This is a genomic window from Fibrobacter sp. UWR4, assembly GCF_003149045.1.
Lineage (GTDB): Bacteria > Fibrobacterota > Fibrobacteria > Fibrobacterales > Fibrobacteraceae > Fibrobacter.
In genome coordinates, this window is the sequence record NZ_QGDU01000026.1 from 33,471 (window position 1) to 54,772 (window position 21,302).

A 21,302-nucleotide genomic window follows, 5' to 3' on the forward strand; every position below is an offset into this window, starting at 1 on the left:
CTACTCCTTTACAACCAGGGATTCCGGGGCAACTTCAGCCTTATCCCAATGAGCAAAGACGGTATCTACGAGAGCCGTTGAATCCGTGTTTGTCACCAGTTTCCATGTTGCTAAATTGTAAATCATCCAGTCTTCCGTGGACGAAGGACCACAATGGGTTTCGCGTTCAGCAGGAATCATCAACTCGCGAATCACGTAAGCCTTGGAACCGATATAATAATTTCTAACCGCAAAGCTGTTGTACGTACCGCACTTCGCCACCTTCTCCATGTAGTAGGTGCTATAATGCCAAATGGTATCAGGTCTTTCCTGCAATTTACCTAGGGCGGAGGAATCATTCTCCCACTTGGAATTGATGCAGTACACGGAATCGGAATCGGCGCAAGCATAGTGGATCGGAACAAGGTTGGTATCGTTGACGTTCCAAGTAGTCGGATACAACGTATCTGGAACGACAGACTTGCACATGTCTACGCGATGGGTGCAAGTGGATTCCATCGTTCTCCAGTAAAAAACACGCGGGGTCAGAGAATCCAGCATGCGGAGTACCGTAGGCTTTTCTGCGGAATCGCCCTTATCGCTGGTACGTACAGGATAATGCTTTACGTCATTGAAAATGGAATCCAGGTAGATCTCAAACGTGTCCTTCCGGAAGGAGCCGCGACGAACCATAATGGAATCCAGAAGGGAGTCCGTATCGTTCTTGACTTTGACTACAGAAATGTCATCCTTCAGGCGACTTTCCAGATTCAGTTTAAGTACGGTATCAGGTCTGAAATATGGAGCAGAACAGTCTTCCCCATTTGACCTGATCTTGATTACCGGAGCAATCCATAGAATGGAATCCTCCTGGGTGTAGTTCAACTGGATATCCTTCAGGGAACAATTGTTGAAAGACCAGATTTTCCCCATTGCAAGATAGAGGGTGTCATCAGCAAGATGGATCGTCGCACCGGAATCCAAATTGGCGGAAAGGAAATAACCCTCATCTTCAAACTTAGCGCTACTGTCCGATACAGAGAGAGGACCATCCGTACTCTTCTCGCAGCTACACAAAAGGACTGCAAGCACGCTTGCCAATACCGTAAGGACTATTCTAAAGACGTTCAACTTTTTCTGGCTCATCCTGTAGCCCCTTACTTGAAGCGACGTACAAAAGTCGAAACATCTTCTGCGGTGAAGGGATAAGCTTCAGCGTAGAAATCTTTCCAGCGAACGAAACGACCATTCTCGCGGACAGAGAGATAGAATTCCGAACTATCCATAGGAGCGATTCTACCTACAGGCACATCCACCTTCACAGAATCACCCACTTTCAGCGAATCAGCACGCAGTCCCATACCGGAAGTACGGCTGGAAATATTGTTGCCGTGATCAATTTCAACAAAGTAGCCCAGAGTATCCTTGCCCAAGTCAAGAACACGACCCGGCAGCACGGCATGAATGGGAGCCTCCCCTATACCACGGAAGACATCCATCGCAATGAGGGATTCCTGACCTTCAAAGTCGAAACCTTCCGTAATGGAAAGTGCAGACCATTCCAGAGGCATATGAGGACACACCCCAGGGAAACGGCATCCATTATCCTTCACCCAGACGTAGCTGGAATCCTTCTTCATCATATGGTAATAGCCTTCGCGAGTACCATTGTCATAAAGAACCACCAGCGGAGAAGCGAAATCCGTAGTCTTGGCATACCAGTAAAGTTTGGGATCTGAAATCTTTCGACGGGAAGACAGGTAACGGAGGAACGGGTCTGGAAGAAGCAGGGAATCATTTTCGCTTAACTGCCAGGAGCACTGCCCAATACTGTCGTTTACGGTAACAGCTTCACCACCGACAGCAACACAACGACTATCCCAGGTTTCTACCACAACCTCAGGTTCGTTCCCCGGCAAGGGAAGCGCATTGGCAATTTTAGTAGGAAGACCAGACCAATATACGGCAAAAGCGGCTATGGCAACAATCAGCAGCCTAAGCAGAGGAAACTTATGTTGAGTATTGATGGGCTTTCGCTTGCCCTTATATTCCTGGAATTCAACAGCCATCGATTACTTGATGTAGAAGAAGGCCAGGGTGGCACCTACAGCAATCAACAGGAGAAGAATGACTACGATGACCGTACGTGCAGAGGACGGTTCTTCGTCGAAGGGAACATCCAGACCCTTCTTCTGCGACTGAGCATCTTCCTTGGGGATAGCGTTAAAGCTCTTGGTAAACCTACGATGGTTCCCGGTAGGACGGGAGGTGGGCGGAACAATTCTCGTTTCGTCCATAGATCCAGCCACATTCTGGGAAGCGACTGCAGCCACAGGAGTAACCGATTCTGCAGGTTCTTCGACAGCCGGAGCTGCAGGAGATGCAGACTGAGATTCTTCGGGGGACTGAATCTGGAGAGAGAAGGACATCATGTCCTCTTCGGAGGCAAGAATTCTAAAACGCTTATCTAGACCAGCTTTCTTAAGCCCGTCGATAATGATCTTGTTGCTGGTAAGGAGGGCGAACATGCCGCCACGGCTTTCCATTTCTTCCTGGAACTGGATAAATGCGTTGTAGGCGTCGCTATAGACGAAATCCAAACCGGAAAGATCCACAGCCAGGAACTTTTCGTCCGTTTTTTCGCTAAGAAGTTCTTGGACATCTTTTTTGAATTGTTCAGCATCAAAGGCCCCAATTGGATTCAACGGGGCAACCAACAAATCAAAAATGCCAACTTCGCGATAATTCTTAACAGCCATATTTCAAATATAACTTAAAATCGGATTGAATGAATCCCGTTTATTCCAAAACCTCGTCGTCAGACTCGATGATTGCAGGTTTATTTACCGTTTCCGCAGGTTCTTCAAGGGAAACACCCTGGCCCACTTCGCTTTCGAGGGGCTTTTCCAGAACAGGTAGGTTGTTTTCCTGAATTTCAGCAGCCGGCTCTTCCACAACTTCTTCTTCGTCCGGTTCTTCGGTCAGGCGAGTGCGCTGAGGTACATAAGCCTCGGGAGTACCAGCCTTAGGCTTGTTCGAGAACAAGTAGGGGCTTACACTGATGCTCACACGATGGACAGGCGAAAGCGTGGGGTGGGATTCGAAAGCGTAGTCAATCTTCAGGAACTTGGAAATGGTAAGACCTGCACCTGCAGTCACGCTCTGGAACGTGGTAAAGCTACTGAGTCCCGCACGAAGGGACAGACCGAAGTCAAAATTGAACTCAACACCAGCCTTGCCACCGGAAAGCCAATCCAGAGGATCTTCCCAAATTCGAGCGCCAACATCCTCGTCGGTATCGAAGTCCAAAGCCCTGGATTCTTCATGGAATAGTCCAGCACCTTGCCAATAAACAGCAAGCGTACCGTACAAATAGGGTACTGGAACGGAATAATTAGCAGCTAGATAAAACTCGGGAGAAGTGTATTCAAACTCGCCAGATTCCCAGGATGTTGCAGAAGAGGTCCATCCCTTCAAAAGTCCGGAAACATAAAGTCGGTCAATCACCTTGTATCGAAGGCCAGCATCACCGCGGAAGCCCCATCCGCTCTGGTCCATATCCCTATAGATGCCATGGAAGGAAACGCCCAGGTCTATACGATTCGTCAGCCGTCGACCCCAGGAAACAGAGAATACATAATCTGCAATGGACAAGGTGTTATAGACATCCCCATCCGGAAGAGGCTCCCCTTCCTTGATGTAGGGAATATCATTGGCGCCAAATCGTCCAAAGGAAATACCTAGACCCTGACCTTCACCAAGAGGCATTACCGCCGAGGCGAAATCATAACGGGTATCTTCGTAGTATTCCGTGTGGGAGAAATTCACCCAGCCATAATTCACGTTCGCCAGCTGATGGGGATTGGAAAGGAGGCCCAGATAGTCCCCGTCAATGGCCATAGTGGCGGAACCCAGTGCCGCAGAGCGGGCACCCGGTTCGATATTAAAGGTTTCATTGGCACCAGACACCTTGTCCACGGCAAAAGCGTGGGCAACAGCAAGCAGTACGCTGGTAAAAATTACGTTGGAAAGTCTCAGTGTCATATCTTGGCAAACAAGATAGATTATTTTTGTTATCAAAACCCGGGAAGCCCCCTGTAAAATGAATCTTTCAGAATATATCCAGCAATTTCTTGTGTATTTGACGGCGCAGCGCCGATTTTCCGACCGTACGGAAGACACCTACCGGAAATCCCTGGAAAAATTCCTGGTGCATCTGGGCGATGAAAACGCCCCTCTGGAAAAGTTTACGGAAACAGCCGTAAAAAGCTTCGTATGGGACATGAAAATCAAGCAGCAGCTTGCCCCCACCAGCATATGCGAACACCTGGCCGCCCTTAAGAGTTTCGGGAAATACTTGATTCGAAGCCACATTCTCCAGAGTAATCCCGCAGGAAACGTTCCCATGCCCAAGCGCCCCAGAAGGCTTGTTTCCTTCTTAAGCCAGAAGGACCTGGGAGAGGACAAGTTCCCTGAAATCGAGAACCCCACCCTGCCACAGGCCCGAGCCCGCCTCCTGCTGGAGCTGATCTACGGTTCCGGCCTTCGAATTTCTGAATGTCAAGGACTGCACTGGAACCAGATCCAGGTAAGCGAGCATCTAGTGCGAGTGATTGGTAAGGGCAACAAGGAACGAATCGTCCCCGTTACCGAAGCCCTCCTGAAGCGCATCGATGAATTCAAGCAGCTGCAGACAAAGGCGGGGCACATGATGACTGCTACAGGACTTGTGTTCCTGAGCGAAAACGGAAAGCCCTTCGGCCTCCGCACCTTGCGGGACGACATCCACAATCTTCTTCGGGACATTGGCTGGGAAGGCAAGGCAAGTCCACACGTCCTTCGTCATAGTTTTGCCACCCACCTGCTGGAAAATGGCGCAGAAATCATGAGCGTGAAGGAAATGTTGGGACACGAAAGCATTTCCACTACCCAGGTTTATACCCACGTCAGCGCGGAACGCCTGCGGGAAGCCTTCAAGAAGACTCACCCGAGAGCCTAAAGAAGACCGTCACCCCCACCTTTTTGCTATCTATAACTATATGGCTGAAAAAACTTTACTTTTGCTTGATTCCTACGCACTTGCGTTCCGCATGTTTTATGCCTACTCCCAGAACCCGCTAAAGAATAGCGCGGGCGAAGACGTGTCCATGATGCACGGCTACTGGGGAGCCGTCCTTAGGATTCTCGCGAAGCATAAACCCACCCATTTCGCCATCGCCCGAGATGTGGCACACACCAAGACTTTCCGCCACGAACTTTATCCCGATTACAAGGCCAATCGCGGCCCCATGCCCGAGGAAATGGCAGCCCAGATGCCTCTTCTTGGAGAATCCCTTATCGCTAGTGGAATTCCCCTGCTGTCGGAACCGGGATACGAGGCGGACGACGTAATGGCAAGTACTGCTGTTGCCGCGGCAGAAGCAGGTTTTGACCACGTCCTGATTATCAGTAAGGATAAGGACATGAGCCAGATCGTAAACGACAAGATTCACTTGTTCCATCTGGAAAAGGGCGCCGACGGCATTGACTTTGGCCCGGAGCAAGTGGTCGAAAAGTACGGCCTGCCTCCCGAAAAGATTCGCGATTACCTGGCCCTCATGGGAGACGCCAGCGATAACGTCCCTGGTGTTCCTAAGGTTGGCCCCAAAACAGCCATCCAGCTGCTAGAAGAATTTGGCGACATGGACAACATTTACGCCAACATTGATAACATCAAGAAGAAGGGTTTGCACGACAACCTGGCAAACAATCGTGAACAGGCATTCCTGAGTCGCGAACTGGTTACCCTCCAGACCAAGCGGGCCTTTAACGGAAACTTGGACACCCTGGAATACACAGGCATTCATGTAGACACTCTTGCGGAAATGTTCAAGGAGCATGAAATCAACAGTCTGCTCCGCCTGCTGGAAAAAATTCCCAGCAAGACCGGATTTGTAAGGGCCGCTAACGCCGAAACAAACGAAGACGCCGGTTCCGAAACTCCTTCTGCGGACGCAGGTATTATCCGCGCGGATTTTGACTTACCGAAGGACGTCTTGCCCACATACATCTGCGTAGATTCTGTCGAAGTCTTTGAACAGATGAAGTCCGAATTCGCAGAATCCCGTCTCATCGGTGTAGACACGGAAACAGACGGGTTGGACCCCATGCAGTGCGGTCTGGTCGGTTTGTGCCTTGCCGCAATAGACCCGCAAAATTCCGCTGACGAGTATAGCGTCAGTAAGGGTTATTATATTCCGCTGAATCACCGAGACGATATCGGTTTCCCCTTGCCCGTAGCGAAGGGCGGCAACTTTGACACCAATGCAGTCAAGCAGTGGTTCGTGGATTTATTCGACGAGTCTCAAGAAGGTTCCGCGCAGCCCACCCATACTTTTATTTTCCATAACGCGAAATTTGACCTGCACATTCTTGCAAGAGCCTTCGGCCTTACCCAACAGCAAATCGACCATGCAGACATTATTGACACCCTGATTGCCGCCTGGATGTTGAGCCCCGGCGAAAACGGCCTTGGTCTAGACAATCAAGTGATGCAGAAACTGCAGCACGAGATGATCCCTATCGAGAATCTCATTGGCCGCGGCAAGAACCAGATTACGTTTGACCGCGCACCCATTCCTGCAGCAACGGAATACGGTGCAGAGGATGCGGTTTACACCTTACGTCTGTGGCAACCCCTACAGAAGCAGTTACAGAAGTACGATTACGAGAAGTATTTCTACCAGCAGGAAATGCCATTGCTGAAAGTTCTCTACCAGATGGAATCGGTGGGGATTGCAGTGGATGTTCCCAGCCTGAAAACTCTGGAATTTGAACTGCAGCGTCGCATTGAAAACCTGGAAAAGGAAATTTGCGACATGGCGGGAACGGAATTCAACATCGGTAGCCCCAAGCAATTGGCCGAAGTCATGTTTGATACCTTGGGACTTCGGGAAGTGAAAAAGCGCAGTACCGACGCCGCCGTATTGGAAGAGCTGTTCTACGAGACCGCCAGCCCCTTTGTAGCTTCCGTCATTGAGTACCGCGAACTGAAGAAGATGCAGAGCACCTACATCAGTGTGCTGCCGACGCTTGTGAATCCCGAGACAAAGCGTATCCACACCAGCTTTATCCAGTGGGGAACCGCAACAGGCCGACTTTCCAGCCGCGATCCTAACCTGCAGAACATTCCCGTTCGTAGCGACTTGGGTAAAAAGATCCGCGCCGCATTTGTGCCCCAGAATCCGGATAACGTAATTCTCGCCGTTGACTACTCCCAGATTGAGTTGCGCATGCTGGCACACTTGAGCGGAGACGAAGCCCTTATCGATTCCTACAAGAACGAGATCGATATTCACGCCCGTACCGCAGCAGCCATTTACGGAGTCCCGCTGGAAAACGTCACCAGCGATATGCGTCGCGACGCCAAGGTGGTGAACTTCGGCGTGCTTTACGGCATGACCGCCTTCCGCCTCTCCCGCGACCTGAAAATTCCCATGGGTCAGGCCAAGGATTTCATTACAGGCTACTTCGATATGTTCCAGGGCGTTCAGATGTTCATCGAAAGCACAAAGGCAAACGCCCATCGCGATGGTTACGTAGAAACCCTTTCCGGACGTCGCCGCTACATCGCTGGCATCGATAGTTCGGACAGAATGGAATCCCAGATGGCAGAACGTATGGCAGTGAACACTCCCGTGCAGGGAAGCGCCGCCGACCTGATCAAGATTGCCATGATCCGCATCCAGAAACGCATCAATGACGAACAGCTCCCGCTCCGCATGATGCTCCAGGTTCACGATGAACTGGTCTTCGAATGCCCCAAGGACCAGGTCCAAACGCTCGCCGCCATGGTAAAATCCGAAATGGAAAACGCCATGAAATTGCAGGTCCCCCTGGTGGCAAGCGTAGGTTTCGGCGAAAACTGGCTTATCGCCCACTAACTACACCCAACGAATTTCAAAAATACAAGAGGTAACCTATGGCAGATCAAAATCCTAAGAAAATGTCCCCGAAAGTTGCAATCGCCCTGATCATCGGCTTGCTGGTCATCTGCAACGCCATTGTACTTCTTGGCGCCCACCTTTAATTTTTTTCGTCATTAAGTTTGAGTGGAAGGCAAAAAACGCTTTTCACTCTTTTTTATAAATACATCTGATACAGTCTTGATATTTTTATTGATTTTTTATCAACATTTTCACAAAAAATATGTTATAGCAGTGCATTTTTACGAATTTATATTTATTCCCGTTGTTATGGGAGTTGTTATGAACACACTTTTAAAACGGACAATTGTGTCCAAGTTTTTGGCAGCACTTTCCGCCGCCACCGTATCTACTTTCGCAGCCGACCTGCCTACCGCTCAGCAAATCTTTGAAAAAATGGGTCTGGGCATCAACATCGGAAACACCATGGAAGTGCCCGGGAATCCTACCCTCTGGGGAAACAAGTTCCCTACGGAGGCTTATATCAAGGGTGTTAAGGCTGCAGGCTTTAACACCATCCGCATTCCCTGCGCCTGGGACTCCCACGCCACAAACAGCGTCATTAACGAAAGTTGGATGGACTCTGTCCAGACCGTAGTGGACTACAGCGTTAAGGCAGGTCTCTACACAATTCTGAACATCCACTGGGACGGCGGTTGGCTGGAAGAAAACCTGAAAGACGACAAGAAGACCGAAGTCAACGCCAAGCAGAAAGCCTACTGGACCCAGATTGCAAAGCGTTTCAAGGACTACGACGAAAAGCTTCTTTTCGCAAGTGCCAACGAACCCGCTACCACTGACGCCGACTACAAGAACGAATCCAAGATTCTTCAAGGCTACCACCAGACATTTGTAGACGCAGTGCGTGCCACCGGCGGCAACAACGCCAGCCGCACCTTGATCATCCAGGGTCCCTCCACCAGCATCGACCGCTCCGTAGAAGCCTACACCGCAAGCATGATGCCTAACGACGTTATCGCAAACCGCATGATGTTTGAAGTGCATTACTACGATCCGTCCCCTTACACCATCGTTGGCGAACCCGTCAACTGGGGTGTTGAAGTGCAACCACAATACTACTGGGGCGAAGAAAACTACGCCACCGGTGCCGATATCGTCCACAACTGCGGTTACAATCCCTGGGGCGGCAGCATGGGAACTCCCTGCAGCGCCAACGACATGCAGGTGGCTTTCAAGAAAATGAAGACCAACTATGTGGATAAGGGTATTCCGGTCATCATCGGTGAATTCGGCGCCAACGACCGACTGGGCATTCTGAAAGGCGACGACTACAAGCGCCACCGCAATGGCCGTATCGGCTGGTACAAGGCCGTAGCCCAGGCCGCCTTCGACAACAAGGTGGTCCCCATCGCCTGGGATACCGGTCACGAGGGCGAAAACCACATGACCATCATCCGTCGTCAGTCAGATCCCGACGGATCCGTCTTTGACCCGGAAGTCATGAACGCCATGCGAAATGTCTATGGCATGCCAAACCTTGACGGAAGCAGCAATCCGGTCATCAGCACCGATACAGACAAGTCCATCAAGGCAGAATTCACCATCGCAGACAGCACATACGGTCAAATCGAATTTTCCAGCGTTCCCAAGGACTGGAGCAAAATTTCCAGTGTTTCCATTCGGGCTTTCTTTGACGGAACCATTTCCAAGGTAGGTGACGACTACGGCTTTATCGCTCCCAACTTGGTTACCATGGACGGCGCCGACTGGAACTGGCAGGAAGCAGGCCTCGGCGAAGTCGAGCTGGGCACCTGGAACACCTATGAGGTCAAGGTCGCTACCACAGGAGAAAGCGGCAACAACCTGATGGTTCCGGGCAACCCCACAAACATTGTCTTCATGGGACTGCAGATGTACACTCTGGGTTACACCGGCAACGTCTATGTGGACTGGATCATCTTCAAGAATACCGACGGCACCGCAGACACTTTGGACTTTAACCTAGTCGGAGCCAAGAACGTTGGCGGAGGCATCACCGCAAAGTCCTTGGTAGCAACCGAAAGCGTCAAAGCAACCACAACCGCCATCAAGGCCATCGCAAAGAAGCAAGGGCAGCAAAGCCTCACCCGCCAAGGCAACATGCTGGTGGCTCTGGGGACTCGCGCAGCCATCCGTCTCTTCGACCTGAACGGCAACCTGATTCGAGAAGTTCGCGGCCACTCTGGCTCCGCCTCCTTGGATTTGGCCGGAATTCGAGCAGGCAGCTACATCGCCAAGAGCGGCAACAACACTCTTCGCGTGAATTTGAAATAAATTTCAATACCCCTAACCAAAGAAGCCGACAAGCAATTGCCGGTTTTTTTTGATTTTTCGCGGTTTGGTAACGTGCTGATTACGTTCGTTGAAAAAAACACAACTGCTTTTCTCCGCCGCGGCACTTATTTTTGACAGTCGTTTTCTTTCGGTATATATTATAGTCGGTGTTTTGGATCTTTACGTAAAGGATCGCTATGAAAAAATTGATGTTTGGGTTAATGTTCGCAGGCGCTTTGACAACAGCCGCATTTGCCGATCTTCCCACCGCGGCACAGGTTCAGAAGAACATGGGCATGGGTTACAATATCGGGAACTCCATGGAAGTGCCCAACAATCCTACCGGATGGGGCAATCCCTATCCCACCCAGGCCTTGCTGGACTCCATCAAGGCAGCAGGTTTCAACACCGTTCGCATTCCCTGCGCTTGGGATTCCCATACCCAGAACGGCAAGATTACCGAAACCTGGCTGGATTCCGTAAAGACCGTGGTGGATTACGCCCTACGTAACGAACTGTACGTGGTGCTTAACATCCATCACGAAGGTGAAGGTGGCTGGTTCCAGACCAAGATGGCAACCACCAAGAACACCACTGTCGATAACAAGATGAAGACTTACTGGACTCAGATTGCCAATAAGTTCAAGAACTACGACGAGCATCTTCTTTTTGCAGGCGCCAACGAACCGGGCGAAGGCCAGCAGGGTCTCACCTGGACAAGCCAGCACGCCCAGGTTCTCATGGGCTATTACCAGACCTTCATTGACGCAGTCCGCGCCACCGGCGGTAACAACGCCACCCGTACCTTGATTATTCAAGGCCTGCAGACCGACATCGACAAGTCCGTAGAATTTGCCCCCACAAGCATCTTCCCCAAGGACAAGGTTACCGGCCGACTCATGTTCGAAGTGCATTTCTATGGTCCTTACCAGTATGTGCTCATGACCAGCTCCCAGAACTGGGGATGCCCCAACGGCGACATTCAGGTGCAGTACTATTACGGCGATTACCAGAAGGCTAGCGATCCGAAGCACAACGCAGGCTACAACTGCTGGGCCAACTCCATCGACAAGGACCAAGCTGGCATCGGTTTCCCCAACGCCCAGTTCGCCAAGATGAAATCCAACTATGTTGACAAGGGCTACCCCGTCATTATCGGTGAATTCGGATCCCTGTACCGTTCTCCGGAACTCTCCGGTTCCGACCTGGAACTGCACCGCCAGGGCCGTATCCAGTGGCACAAGGACGTTGTAACCGCAGCAAAGAACTACGGCCTTACTCCCATCGTCTGGGACATGGGTAACGAAGGCGCCAGCTACGACAACATGGCCTACATCCGTCGTCAAACCAACAAGTTCGGCGGTCCCATGGGCAAGGTGGTGGAACCGGAAATCATCAACGCCATGCGCGGTGTGTATGGTCTTGGAACCTACGTAAACAAGGGCGTCACCCACAACGAAAGCCTGATTCCGGGCAACACCCCCATTCAAAACTCCAGCAGCTCCGTGGCAAGCTCTTCCAGCGTGCAGCAGCCGGTTCAATCCAGTTCCAGTTCCGTGAACTCGTGGCAGCCCCAGTCTAGCTCCAGCTCTGTGAACCCGTGGCAGCCTCAGTCCAGCTCCAGTTCCGTGAACCCGTGGCAGCCCCAGTCCAGCTCCAGCAGTAATCAGGCAACCTGCGACGCCCTGACACCGGAATGCGGATACACGCACGAAGCCCTTTGCTCCATGGGAATTACAGAATACTGCATGCCGGTTGTCCCCGTTAACTCCAGCAGTTCTTTTGACCCGGGCATGGGCATTAACGAATCGCAGGTTGCAAAGGTAACCCTCTCCCGCCAGGGCAACATGATAGTTTCCCAGGGACACAACGCCTCCATCAAGCTCTTTGACATGAACGGCAACCTGATTCGTCAGGTCAGCGCCCTTTCCGACAGAGCCATTATGAGCCTGGCAGGTATCCAGAGCGGTCTCTACATTGCCAAGAGCGGAGCACAGACCCTGAAGGTCAACATCCGTTAAAATTTTCAACACCGACCCCCAAAAACGGCTTTTTTCGAAAGAATTAAGCATTTTGGGGTGTTGTGAAATATTCATCACATTTTCTCAATGAATCGTAAAAATCGATTCCAGCTCAAGCTTTTCAATATACTTTTAGAATGTATAGCAACAATTGGGCATTATAATAAAGGAGTTCCCAAATGAATTTTAAGCATCTTTTTGGCCTCACCTGTGGCTTTGGCCTGCTGGCCGCCACTAGCGCATTCGCCCTCCCCAAGGCAACCGACCTGGTTGCCGACATGGGCCTAGGTTTCAATATCGGAAACACCATGGAAGTGCCTAGCGCAATGATCACAGGCGCCAATACCGGTTGGGGCAATCCCCTGCCCACCGCCGAGTATGTCAAGGCAATCAAGGCAGCCGGCTTCAACACCGTCCGTATCCCCTGCGGTTGGGATTCTCACGCCACCAACGGAGTCATTGATGACGCCTGGATGGACGCCGTAAAAAACGTTGTGGACATGGTTATCGCCGAAGGCATGTACGCCATGCTGAACAGCCACTGGGATAACGGTTGGCTGGAAGACCACGTCTTTGACGGTCAGGGCTACGACAAGTCCGGTCTTGTTACCAGCGCTGCAGCAACCGTAGCCGCCAAGCAGGAAAACTACTGGAAGCAGATCGCTACCAAGTTCGCCGCCTATGATGAACATCTGATTTTTGCATCCGCCAACGAACCGGGCGTAAACGACCCGTGGAACGGTGGTGCTGATAATGGACAGTGGGCTTTCGACGAAAACCGCATGAAGGTTCTCAAGCAGTTCCACGAAGCATGCCTTAAAGCAGTCCGTTCTACCGGCGGCAACAATGCGACCCGTATCGTGGTCGTCCAGGCTCCTCGTACCGAAATTGAAAAGGCCCCTCTCCTTGCCGCCCAGTACCCCACTGACCCGGCTGGCGCAGGCTACACCATGGCAGAAATCCATTTCTACCCCTACCAATTCTCCCTCATGACCGGAGGCGACGAAGACTGGGGCAAGATGTTCTATTACTGGGAAGACAAGACTCCGGGTACAGACGCTGCTCACACTTGCAAAAACGGCGCTCTCGGTTCCAAGACCTCTATCGATGAACTTTTCGGCGGTCTCAACACCCAGTTCGCAAGCAAGGGTATCCCTGTTGTGATCGGTGAAATGGGTGCCGTCAAGCGCCTCGATGTTCTTTCCGGCGCAAACCTCAAGTCTCATTTGGAAGCTCGAGCTGCATGGTATGGTTATACCGCAGCATCTGCAAAGAAGAACGGCCTCATCCCCTGCGTATGGGATACCGGTGACGAAGGCAACGGCAACTTCACCATCGTCCGTCGTCAGACCAAGAAGTTCGGCGGTAACGTCGGCGATATTACCGACTACGAAACCCTGAATGCTCTCCGTGCCGCATACGGCATGACCGCTATCGCAGGCAACTCTATCGACGCCCTTGTAAACGCAAGTCTCGACGAAAGCAACAAGATGCTCGAAGCCACTTACACCACCGTCACCTCCGACTCCAGCGAAGTGGGTACACTACGCTTCAACGTTACCACCAAGGATTGGAGCAAGTACACTGCTATCGCTTTCCAGGCAAAGGTAGACGTTGAATCCGCAGGCCCTGCCACTGGTGGAAGTTATGCATGGAAGACCTTGAGTCTGTTCGCCATGAGCGGCAACACCTGGACTTGGAACGACTACAATTTCGAAGAAGATGACCTGGAAGCGGGTTGGGCAACTTACACGGTACCGCTCGGTCCCGACGGCCTTGACATTGAAAACATAAAGAGCGTCAACGCCGTAGGCATCAACCTCTATGGCACTCAGCTCAGCGGCACGATTCTCTTCGATAACTTCCGTCTGATCAAGGCTGACGGTACCTTCGATGTCCTCGCCGATTTCGACAAGAAGATCGGTGCTGAAACCGACGGCATTCTTTCCGCCAAGCTGGCCACCTCCACCGCTCCGGGAATGACTACCGCCATCAAGCCTACCGCTATCGCAGCAGCAAGCAAGATGTTCGTGAATGTTCAGCAGGGTTTCGTGAACGCCACCTTCTCTGCAAAGGGCAACGTTCAGGCCAAGGCAATGCTCGTGAACACTATGGGTCAGGTTATCGCCAGCGAAAACTTCGTGACCCGCGGCGGCAACAACACCGTACAGCTGAAGGCTGAAACCCGCGGTCCCGCAATCCTCATGATCAAGCAGGGCAGCCAGGTTTACAGCCAGAAGGTAATCCTGAAGTAATTATTATACACCCCCGGGTGTTTGGGCAAAAAGTCCGATTCTCTTGATAGAGAATCGGGCTTTTTTTATAGGCTTCCATGGTTCAAAATTTTGTTGCGAAAAAAACATCGAAATACATTGCTCTTTGAAATTTTCCAAAAGTTTTTTCTTTTTTTAGAATAGTTTATGGAAAGACAAAAAACAAAGGACCTTCCGATGAATTTCAAAAGAATTTTCAGCATTCCCTGCTGCATTGGTCTACTATTTAGTTCAGCCAATGCACTTCCCACAGCAAAAGAAGTCTTCGCGAAAATGGGAATGGGTTACAACATCGGAAACACGCTGGAAGTTCCCATGAACCCATCCGCCTGGGGAAACGATTTTCCCACCCAGGAGCTGATCGATTCCGTCAAGTCCGCAGGTTTCAACACGGTCCGCATTCCCTGCGCCTGGTACAGCCATTCCAACGCCATCGCCGTAGATTCCAACTGGACACTTTATACTCCTAACGGTGACGAGAACACCATTAATGCCACCTGGCTGGATTCCGTAAAGACCGTGGTAGATTACGTAGTCAAGCGAGACATGTATGCCATCCTCAACATCCACTGGGATAACGGCTGGCTGGAAGACCATATCGGAACTTCCGTAGACGAAAAGATTAACGCCCGCCAGAAATCCTACTGGGAACAGATTGCCGCCAAGTTCAAGGATTACGATGAACATCTGCTGTTCGCCAGCACCAACGAGCCCGGCGAAAGTGGCGACGGACTGAAACAGGACAACGCCAACACACTGAAAGCCTATCACGAAACCATGATCAAGGCCGTTCGCAGTTCCGGCGGTAACAACGCTACACGCACCATCATCGTGCAGGCACCCGACACCGACGAAAACAAGGCTCACAATTACTTGAAGGGAAACTTTCCCGCAGACCCTGCCGGCACCGACTACATGATGGGAGAATTCCATTTCTATCCCTATACGTTCGCCTTGATGGAACAGGATGCTGACTGGGGAAACACCATACGTTACTGGGGCGAAGGCAACTACTCCACCACGGATGCAGCACACAATGTTAAGAAGGGGGCCTACGCCAGCCCCGAATACGTGGATTCCGTCTTCGCCATGCTAGGAGAAGACTTCAAGGACATTCCTATGGTCATTGGTGAATTCGGCGTCATCAAGCGTCTTGAATTGAAAGGTGAAGACCTGCGGCTGCATCTGAAGTCTCGTGCCGACTACTATGGCAGAATTGCGGAACTTTCCAAGAAGTACGGATTTGTCCCTTGCATCTGGGATACCGGTGACGAAGGCAACGGCAACATGACCATCATCCGCAGAAACAAGAACCGCGGCATCCTGGATTACGAAAGTCTGAACGCCATGCGTGCCGCTTATGGCCTGCCCAAGTTCGAAGGCAACTCCATCGACGCCCTGGTAGAAAAGAGTTTGGATAATAGCGACCGTGAAATGAAGGTGGTTTACAAAGCCCAGAGCGACACCGCAGAAACAGGAACTCTTAGCTACGGCTTTGCCGCCCAGGACTGGAGCCAATATACAGCCATGTCCTTTGACATCAAGTTCAAGGGATCCAGCAGCTCATGGTCTGGAGTAACCCTGTTCAACATGTCCGCGGATTGGAAATGGAACCAGGTGAGCCTTGGGGACTTTAATGACTTTACAGGCGAATGGCAGAATATCAAAATCGCCTTTGATGGCTCCTCGGAACCGGGCATGGATTTTGAAGACATTTCCAAGGTAGTAGCCATCGGCATCAATGTTCAAGGCGTAGATGTGGATGCCTCCCTGGAATTGGACAACATTATCCTGTGGAAGAAGGACGGCACCAAGGTAACGTTCTTGGACTTCAATGACAACAAGGAACTGAAGTGCGAAGGCATTGCCGTAGGCGGCCTTGCTCCCTCTACTGTAAACGGAAACACTGAAGCAATCACGCCAAGAGCAACAGCATCCGGAAAAACAACTTCCAGACTCATCGTCAACATCCACCGTGGTTCCGGTGTTTTCTTTAAGGAATCAACACCTCGAAACAGATCTCCCAGACTAATCAACCCCCTCGGTCAAAGCATACGGAGATAAAAAGAAAAAGAGCTGCACCTTCTGAGGTACAGCCCTTCATGTTTTTTGGTTCACTTGCAGCTCAAGCCTGCGATATTCAAAATCGCAGACGAGCCACACCAGTTACTTAACCGGACGAGCCTTATCAATACGTTCCTGCACGATAGCGTCGATGACGGCAGCCACGGTCAGGTTGAAGATGTCGTGGACAGAAGCTTCGGAGTCGGTGAAGTGGATGGGCTTCTTCAGACCCATCTGAACAGGACCGATGGATTCGCCAACGCCCATTTCCAGAAGCATTCTGTAAGTGGTATTTGCAGAGGAGAGGCACGGGAAGATGAGGGTATTCACGTCCTTGCCCTTGATGGTGTTGAACGGATACTTCTTGTCGCGAAGGTCCTTGTTCAATGCCACGTTCACCTGCATTTCGCCATCTACGGCGTAGTCCGGATACTGTTCGTGAAGAATCTTCACGGCATCACGCACGCTGCCTGCGGTACCGAGAGTAGAGCTCTTGTCTGCACCGAAGTTACCGTAGCTGAGCATAGCCATCACCGGTTCGTGGGCGAAGAACTTCACGGCGTCGTGCGTGAGCTTTGCAATGTCCACCAGGGTTTCGGTATCCGGGTCGCGGTTCACCAAGGTATCTGCCAGGAAGAAGGTACCCTTCTTGGTAGAAAGAATGTGGAGGGCGCCGAAGTGCTTGTAGTCTTCGCGGATGCCGATCATCTTTCTTGCAAGACTGATATTGGTAGAGAAGCTACTGTTAGAGCCGGAAATCAGGGCGTCTGCGTCACCGGTCTTCACCATCATCATGCCGAAGTGGTTGTGTTCCGGCATTTCGTAGGCGGCCTTTTCGAAGGTTTCGCCGTTACGGCCGTTTTCAGCAGCGTAAATTTCGGCAAACTTCATGCGGCGCTTGTATTCTTCCGGAGAACGGGGATTCACGATTTCGATACCGGAAACATCCAGCTTTTCGAGGGCGGCAAGTTCCTTGATACGATCTGCATTACCCAAGAGGATCGGGAATGCAATGCCTTCATCCTTAGCCTGGATTGCAGCCTTGATCATGTTGACGCTCAAGCCTTCGGTGAACACCACACGCTTCGGGTTGGTACGAGCCATGTTTTCGTATTCACGGATCAGCTTGTTGTCGTAGCCCATCATATCGCGGAGGCTGTTTGCATATGCGTCCCAGTCCTTGATTTCCTTACGGGCCACACCGCTTTCAATAGCAGCCTTGGCAACAGCGATGGAAACGTCGGTCAACAGACGCGGATCCAGCGGCTTCGGGATAATGTACTTGCGACCGAAGCTGAAACGTTCGGAGTTATAGGCGATGTTCACTACATCGGGCACCGGCTTGCGGGCGAGAGCGGCAATAGCGCGGACTGCAGCATGCTTCATGTGTTCGTTGATGCACTTGGCGCGAACGTCCAGAGCACCGCGGAAGATGTAGGGGAAGCCGATCACGTTGTTCACCTGGTTAGGATAGTCGGAACGGCCAGTTGCAAAGATTACATCTTCACGGGCGGAGGTAGCCACATCGTAGGAAACTTCCGGTGTGGGGTTTGCCAAGGCGAACACGATGGGGTTCTTCGCCATGGACTGGATCATTTCCTTGGTGAGGATGTTAGGCTTGGAAAGGCCAAGGAACATGTCTGCGCCCTTGATGGCTTCTTCCAGAGTCTTCACGTCGGTACGTTCGGTTGCGAAGAATTCCTTTTCCGGAGTAAGCTTGCCACGGCCCTTGTAGATGACGCCCTTGGAGTCCAGCATCACCACGTTTTCCTTCTTGACGCCGAGAGAGAGGTAAAGCTTGGTGCAAGCCACAGCAGCGGCACCTGCGCCGTTCACCACCAGCTTAATCTTGTCGATGTCCTTGCCGGCAATATCCAGAGCGTTGATCAAAGCGGCGCTGGAAATAATGGCGGTACCGTGCTGGTCATCGTGCATCACGGGGATGTCCAGTTCCTTCTTCAAGGTTTCTTCGATTTCGAAGCATTCCGGAGCCTTGATGTCTTCCAGGTTGATGCCACCGAAAGTAGGAGCAATACCCTTAACGATTTCGATAAACTTCTTGGGGTCCTTTTCATTCACTTCGATGTCGAAAACGTCCACACCTGCATAAATCTTGAACAGGAGACCCTTACCTTCCATCACAGGCTTACCACTAACGGCGCCAATGTCACCAAGGCCAAGAACAGCAGTACCATTGGAAATCACAGCAACCAGGTTACCCTTGCCGGTGTAGTCATAGGCTGCTTCCGGATTCTTTTCGATTTCCAAGCAGGGAACAGCAACACCCGGAGTGTAGGCCAGGCCCAGATCGGTCTGGGTGCTATACGGCTTGGTGGGAACGACTTCAATCTTACCCGGCTTGCCATTAGCGTGGTATGCGAGAGCCTTTTCTTCGAAGGTCATGATTTTCTCCTTGTGTAATTTGCGCGTATCCTAAATTACGCCTTAAGTCGGCGCCATATATAGCAATTTTTACTCATAATGTAAAGATTTGAAAAGTGGTACAAAACCCGTAAAAAACCGCTAATTTCGCCAGTTATGATGAAAAATAAAGGGTAGTTTTTTATTTTTATGCATTATGAGTGAAAATTGTCTTTTCTGCAAAATTATCAAGGGTGAAATTCCCTCCAAGAAGATTTACGAAGACGACGATGTATTCGCCTTCTACGATATCGCCCCCCAGGCTCCGGTCCACTTCCTCGTGATCCCCAAGAAGCACATTTCCAGCCTGATGGAAATGCAGGCTGAAGATTGCGAACTAGTCGGCAAGCTTTTGTTCCAGGCACAGCGTATCGCCAAGGAACTGGGTCTTGAAGAATCCGGTGCCCGCTTCGTATTCAACTGCAAGGAAGATGCCGGCCAGACCGTATTCCATATCCACCTTCACGTAGTGGGCGGACAGAAACTGGGTTGGCCTCCGTTTCCCGTCCAGCAGTAAAGCTGACTAGGCAAGATGATCAAGACTCGCGCGATCGTCCTTCATCGGTTTTCTTATAGCGATTCCAGTTTAATCGTTAAGGCCCTCACCGAAGAGAGTGGCATCGTGAGTTTTATCCTGAAAGGCGCCAAGCGCAAGGACTCCCCCTTCAGGGGAGCGCTGGATCCGCTGTCCCTTTCGGAAGTGGTCTACAGGGAAACCCCACAGAAGGCGGACGGATCCGCCCTGCAGTTCATCAAGGAGGCGACCCTCCTGAACTGGCGGGAAAATTTACGCAACGACCTGATGAGTCAGGCGGCAGCCCAGGTTATGGCGGAAATCGTCCTGAAATACGCCCCGCAAGGAGTCCCCCTTCAGGATGAATTCGTCCTGCTCAACTCCGCGCTGGACGAACTAAGCCAGAAAACGCCCCGCCAGGACGTTTTCGCCCGGTGGCTTCTGGACACAAGCGACCTGTGGGGCTATCATCTGGACCTTACGTCCTGCAGCAGGTGCGAAAAGCCTCTTCAGGAAGTAGCCGCGGATTTCCATCCGGAAACAGGCGGTCTCGTCTGTAAGGCCTGCCTCGGGATCGACACGCCCCGCGCAAAGCCAGAGACCCTGCAGGGATTATGGACCCTACATCACAACCAGTCCCTTTCCAGCGAGCAGAGAGCATTTGTGGAAAACGCCCTCCTCGCCTACCTTCGAAACCATATCGGCTTCCTCAAGGAACTTCATTCTATTCAATGGTTACAGGAGATTAGAAAACTATGCTCACCGCAAATGACATAATGCAAAAGAAAGTCAGAGGCGAAAAAGTATCCATGATTACCGCTTACGATTTCGCCTTCGCCCAGATGGCAGAAGCAGCCGGCATCGACCAGATCCTGGTAGGAGACAGTCTTGCCAATACTATGCTCGGCTATAAGAGCACCCGTGAAGTGGGAATGACCGAAATGCTGATCTTCGTTTCCGCTGTTTGCCGCGGCGCCCCGAACACCCATGTAGTCGCAGACATGCCCTACATGAGCGACGAAAATCCCCAGCTGGCCTACGACAACGCCCGCCGTTTCATGGACGCAGGCGCCACTTCCGTCAAGCTGGAAGGCATCAAGGAAGGCGTCTTCGAAAAACTTATCGCCAACAACATCCCCGTATGCGGCCACTTTGGACTCCTTCCCCAGACTGCGGAAAACTTCAAGCAGAAAGGCCGCACCGAGGAAGAAGCCACGCTGGTCATGGATTCCGCCAAGTTTGCCGACGAAGTGGGCTGCTTCGAATTCGTCCTGGAACACATCCCCGAAGAACTAGGGACCCTCATTACCAATCAGGTAAAGGCCGTTACCATCGGCATTGGCGGTGGAAAGTTCACCGATGGTCAAGTTCTTGTGATGCACGACGCCCTGGGCATGCATGATCGAAAGATTCCCCCCTTCGCCACCAAGTTCGTGGACATGTACAGCCTGGGCGTAGAAGGCATGAAGAAGTACATCGACCACGTCAATGGTAAACTCTAGCGCCTGAAACCAGAGTTTGTTCATCATCAAAGGTTCCGCAAGGGACCTTTTTTTGTTTACCTGCAGATAAAATAAGCTTGTGATCAAGGAAGTACGTACAAACTAAAACATCTATTTTGTATGAATTATCCTACGGAAAGCAGGATGTTTTCCCGATGCGTTCGTGAGGGCCATCACCTATAACAAAATTTTTCAGGCTCTTCATCAACATGTGTGGGTGGCTTCGCCACCCTTTTTTGTTGACTTTCGCCTAAATTAAACAAAAAATGGGCTATTTTCTAAAATTTAAT

At 51.3% G+C, this 21,302-nt stretch carries 14 protein-coding genes; 9 read left to right on the forward strand and 5 right to left on the reverse strand.

Going from position 1 to position 21,302, the window contains the following annotated elements; genetic code table 11:
* The 4 genes from BGX12_RS11135 to BGX12_RS11150 are packed head-to-tail and all read right to left on the reverse strand — an operon-like array spanning position 1 to position 4,023.
* On the reverse strand, positions 1-1,125 hold the full coding sequence (locus tag BGX12_RS11135) for a hypothetical protein (RefSeq protein WP_109736134.1): 1,125 nt from the start codon (positions 1,123-1,125) through the stop codon (positions 1-3).
* Positions 1,126-1,136: 11 nt separating this feature from the next.
* Complete coding sequence (locus tag BGX12_RS11140; RefSeq protein WP_109736135.1) at positions 1,137-2,048, reverse strand: M23 family metallopeptidase; 912 nt, start codon at positions 2,046-2,048, stop codon at positions 1,137-1,139.
* A 3-nt stretch (positions 2,049-2,051) separates the two neighbouring features.
* Entirely contained in the window at positions 2,052-2,738 is a 687-nt protein-coding gene (locus BGX12_RS11145) for an STAS domain-containing protein (protein WP_109736136.1), read from the reverse strand.
* 40 nt (positions 2,739-2,778) lie between these two features.
* Positions 2,779-4,023, reverse strand: a complete 1,245-nt coding sequence (locus BGX12_RS11150; protein ID WP_109736137.1) for a hypothetical protein — start codon at positions 4,021-4,023, stop codon at positions 2,779-2,781.
* 58 nt (positions 4,024-4,081) lie between these two features.
* On the opposite strand from BGX12_RS11150, the gene BGX12_RS11155 reads away from it, so the two are divergent.
* The 6 genes from BGX12_RS11155 to BGX12_RS11180 all read left to right on the forward strand — a co-directional run bounded on the left by BGX12_RS11155 (position 4,082) and on the right by BGX12_RS11180 (position 16,575).
* Complete coding sequence (locus BGX12_RS11155; RefSeq protein WP_109736138.1) at positions 4,082-4,978, forward strand: tyrosine-type recombinase/integrase; 897 nt, start codon at positions 4,082-4,084, stop codon at positions 4,976-4,978.
* A gap of 40 nt (positions 4,979-5,018) precedes the next feature.
* On the forward strand, positions 5,019-7,901 hold the full coding sequence (gene polA, locus BGX12_RS11160; protein WP_109736139.1) for a DNA polymerase I: 2,883 nt from the start codon (positions 5,019-5,021) through the stop codon (positions 7,899-7,901).
* A gap of 324 nt (positions 7,902-8,225) precedes the next feature.
* Positions 8,226-10,217 carry a glycoside hydrolase family 5 protein gene (locus BGX12_RS11165; RefSeq protein ID WP_109736140.1) on the forward strand — a complete coding sequence of 664 codons (1,992 nt, stop codon included), beginning with the start codon at positions 8,226-8,228 and terminating at the stop codon, positions 10,215-10,217.
* A gap of 197 nt (positions 10,218-10,414) precedes the next feature.
* Positions 10,415-12,238 (forward strand): cellulase family glycosylhydrolase, encoded by a 1,824-nt coding sequence (locus tag BGX12_RS11170; RefSeq protein ID WP_109736141.1) that lies wholly within the window; start codon positions 10,415-10,417, stop codon positions 12,236-12,238.
* A gap of 179 nt (positions 12,239-12,417) precedes the next feature.
* Positions 12,418-14,493 (forward strand): glycoside hydrolase family 5 protein, encoded by a 2,076-nt coding sequence (locus BGX12_RS11175; protein ID WP_109736142.1) that lies wholly within the window; start codon positions 12,418-12,420, stop codon positions 14,491-14,493.
* A 195-nt stretch (positions 14,494-14,688) separates the two neighbouring features.
* Positions 14,689-16,575 (forward strand): glycoside hydrolase family 5 protein, encoded by a 1,887-nt coding sequence (locus tag BGX12_RS11180; protein ID WP_158278227.1) that lies wholly within the window; start codon positions 14,689-14,691, stop codon positions 16,573-16,575.
* A gap of 102 nt (positions 16,576-16,677) precedes the next feature.
* On the opposite strand, the gene BGX12_RS11185 is transcribed toward BGX12_RS11180, so the two are convergent.
* Positions 16,678-18,978, reverse strand: a complete 2,301-nt coding sequence (locus BGX12_RS11185; RefSeq protein ID WP_109736144.1) for an NADP-dependent malic enzyme — start codon at positions 18,976-18,978, stop codon at positions 16,678-16,680.
* 175 nt (positions 18,979-19,153) lie between these two features.
* Here BGX12_RS11185 and BGX12_RS11190 point away from each other — a divergent pair, with 175 nt between their 5' ends.
* From BGX12_RS11190 to panB, 3 genes are read left to right on the forward strand one after another with little or no spacing between them, the layout of a single operon-like run.
* Positions 19,154-19,513, forward strand: a complete 360-nt coding sequence (locus BGX12_RS11190) for a histidine triad nucleotide-binding protein (protein ID WP_109736145.1) — start codon at positions 19,154-19,156, stop codon at positions 19,511-19,513.
* A gap of 15 nt (positions 19,514-19,528) precedes the next feature.
* Positions 19,529-20,287 (forward strand): DNA repair protein RecO, encoded by a 759-nt coding sequence (gene recO, locus BGX12_RS11195; protein ID WP_109736148.1) that lies wholly within the window; start codon positions 19,529-19,531, stop codon positions 20,285-20,287.
* Positions 20,287-21,012 (forward strand): 3-methyl-2-oxobutanoate hydroxymethyltransferase, encoded by a 726-nt coding sequence (gene panB, locus BGX12_RS11200; protein ID WP_233246372.1) that lies wholly within the window; start codon positions 20,287-20,289, stop codon positions 21,010-21,012. Before recO ends, panB begins: the two co-directional genes overlap by 1 nt.
* Positions 21,013-21,302: the final 290 nt, after the last annotated feature.

Bases quoted from the DNA above. Each gene is read 5' to 3' on its own strand.
- panB (WP_233246372.1), top strand. From the start codon at position 20,287: ATGCAAAAGAAAGTCAGAGGCGAAAAAGTATCCATGATTACCGCTTAC.
- BGX12_RS11165 (WP_109736140.1), top strand. From the start codon at position 8,226: ATGAACACACTTTTAAAACGGACAATTGTGTCCAAGTTTTTGGCAGCA.
- BGX12_RS11170 (WP_109736141.1), top strand. From the start codon at position 10,415: ATGAAAAAATTGATGTTTGGGTTAATGTTCGCAGGCGCTTTGACAACA.
- BGX12_RS11190 (WP_109736145.1), top strand. From the start codon at position 19,154: ATGAGTGAAAATTGTCTTTTCTGCAAAATTATCAAGGGTGAAATTCCC.
- BGX12_RS11135 (WP_109736134.1), bottom strand. From the start codon at position 1,125: ATGAGCCAGAAAAAGTTGAACGTCTTTAGAATAGTCCTTACGGTATTG.
- BGX12_RS11140 (WP_109736135.1), bottom strand. From the start codon at position 2,048: ATGGCTGTTGAATTCCAGGAATATAAGGGCAAGCGAAAGCCCATCAAT.
- BGX12_RS11155 (WP_109736138.1), top strand. From the start codon at position 4,082: ATGAATCTTTCAGAATATATCCAGCAATTTCTTGTGTATTTGACGGCG.
- BGX12_RS11180 (WP_158278227.1), top strand. From the start codon at position 14,689: ATGAATTTCAAAAGAATTTTCAGCATTCCCTGCTGCATTGGTCTACTA.
- polA (WP_109736139.1), top strand. From the start codon at position 5,019: ATGGCTGAAAAAACTTTACTTTTGCTTGATTCCTACGCACTTGCGTTC.
- recO (WP_109736148.1), top strand. From the start codon at position 19,529: ATGATCAAGACTCGCGCGATCGTCCTTCATCGGTTTTCTTATAGCGAT.
- BGX12_RS11175 (WP_109736142.1), top strand. From the start codon at position 12,418: ATGAATTTTAAGCATCTTTTTGGCCTCACCTGTGGCTTTGGCCTGCTG.
- BGX12_RS11150 (WP_109736137.1), bottom strand. From the start codon at position 4,023: ATGACACTGAGACTTTCCAACGTAATTTTTACCAGCGTACTGCTTGCT.
- BGX12_RS11145 (WP_109736136.1), bottom strand. From the start codon at position 2,738: ATGGCTGTTAAGAATTATCGCGAAGTTGGCATTTTTGATTTGTTGGTT.
- BGX12_RS11185 (WP_109736144.1), bottom strand. From the start codon at position 18,978: ATGACCTTCGAAGAAAAGGCTCTCGCATACCACGCTAATGGCAAGCCG.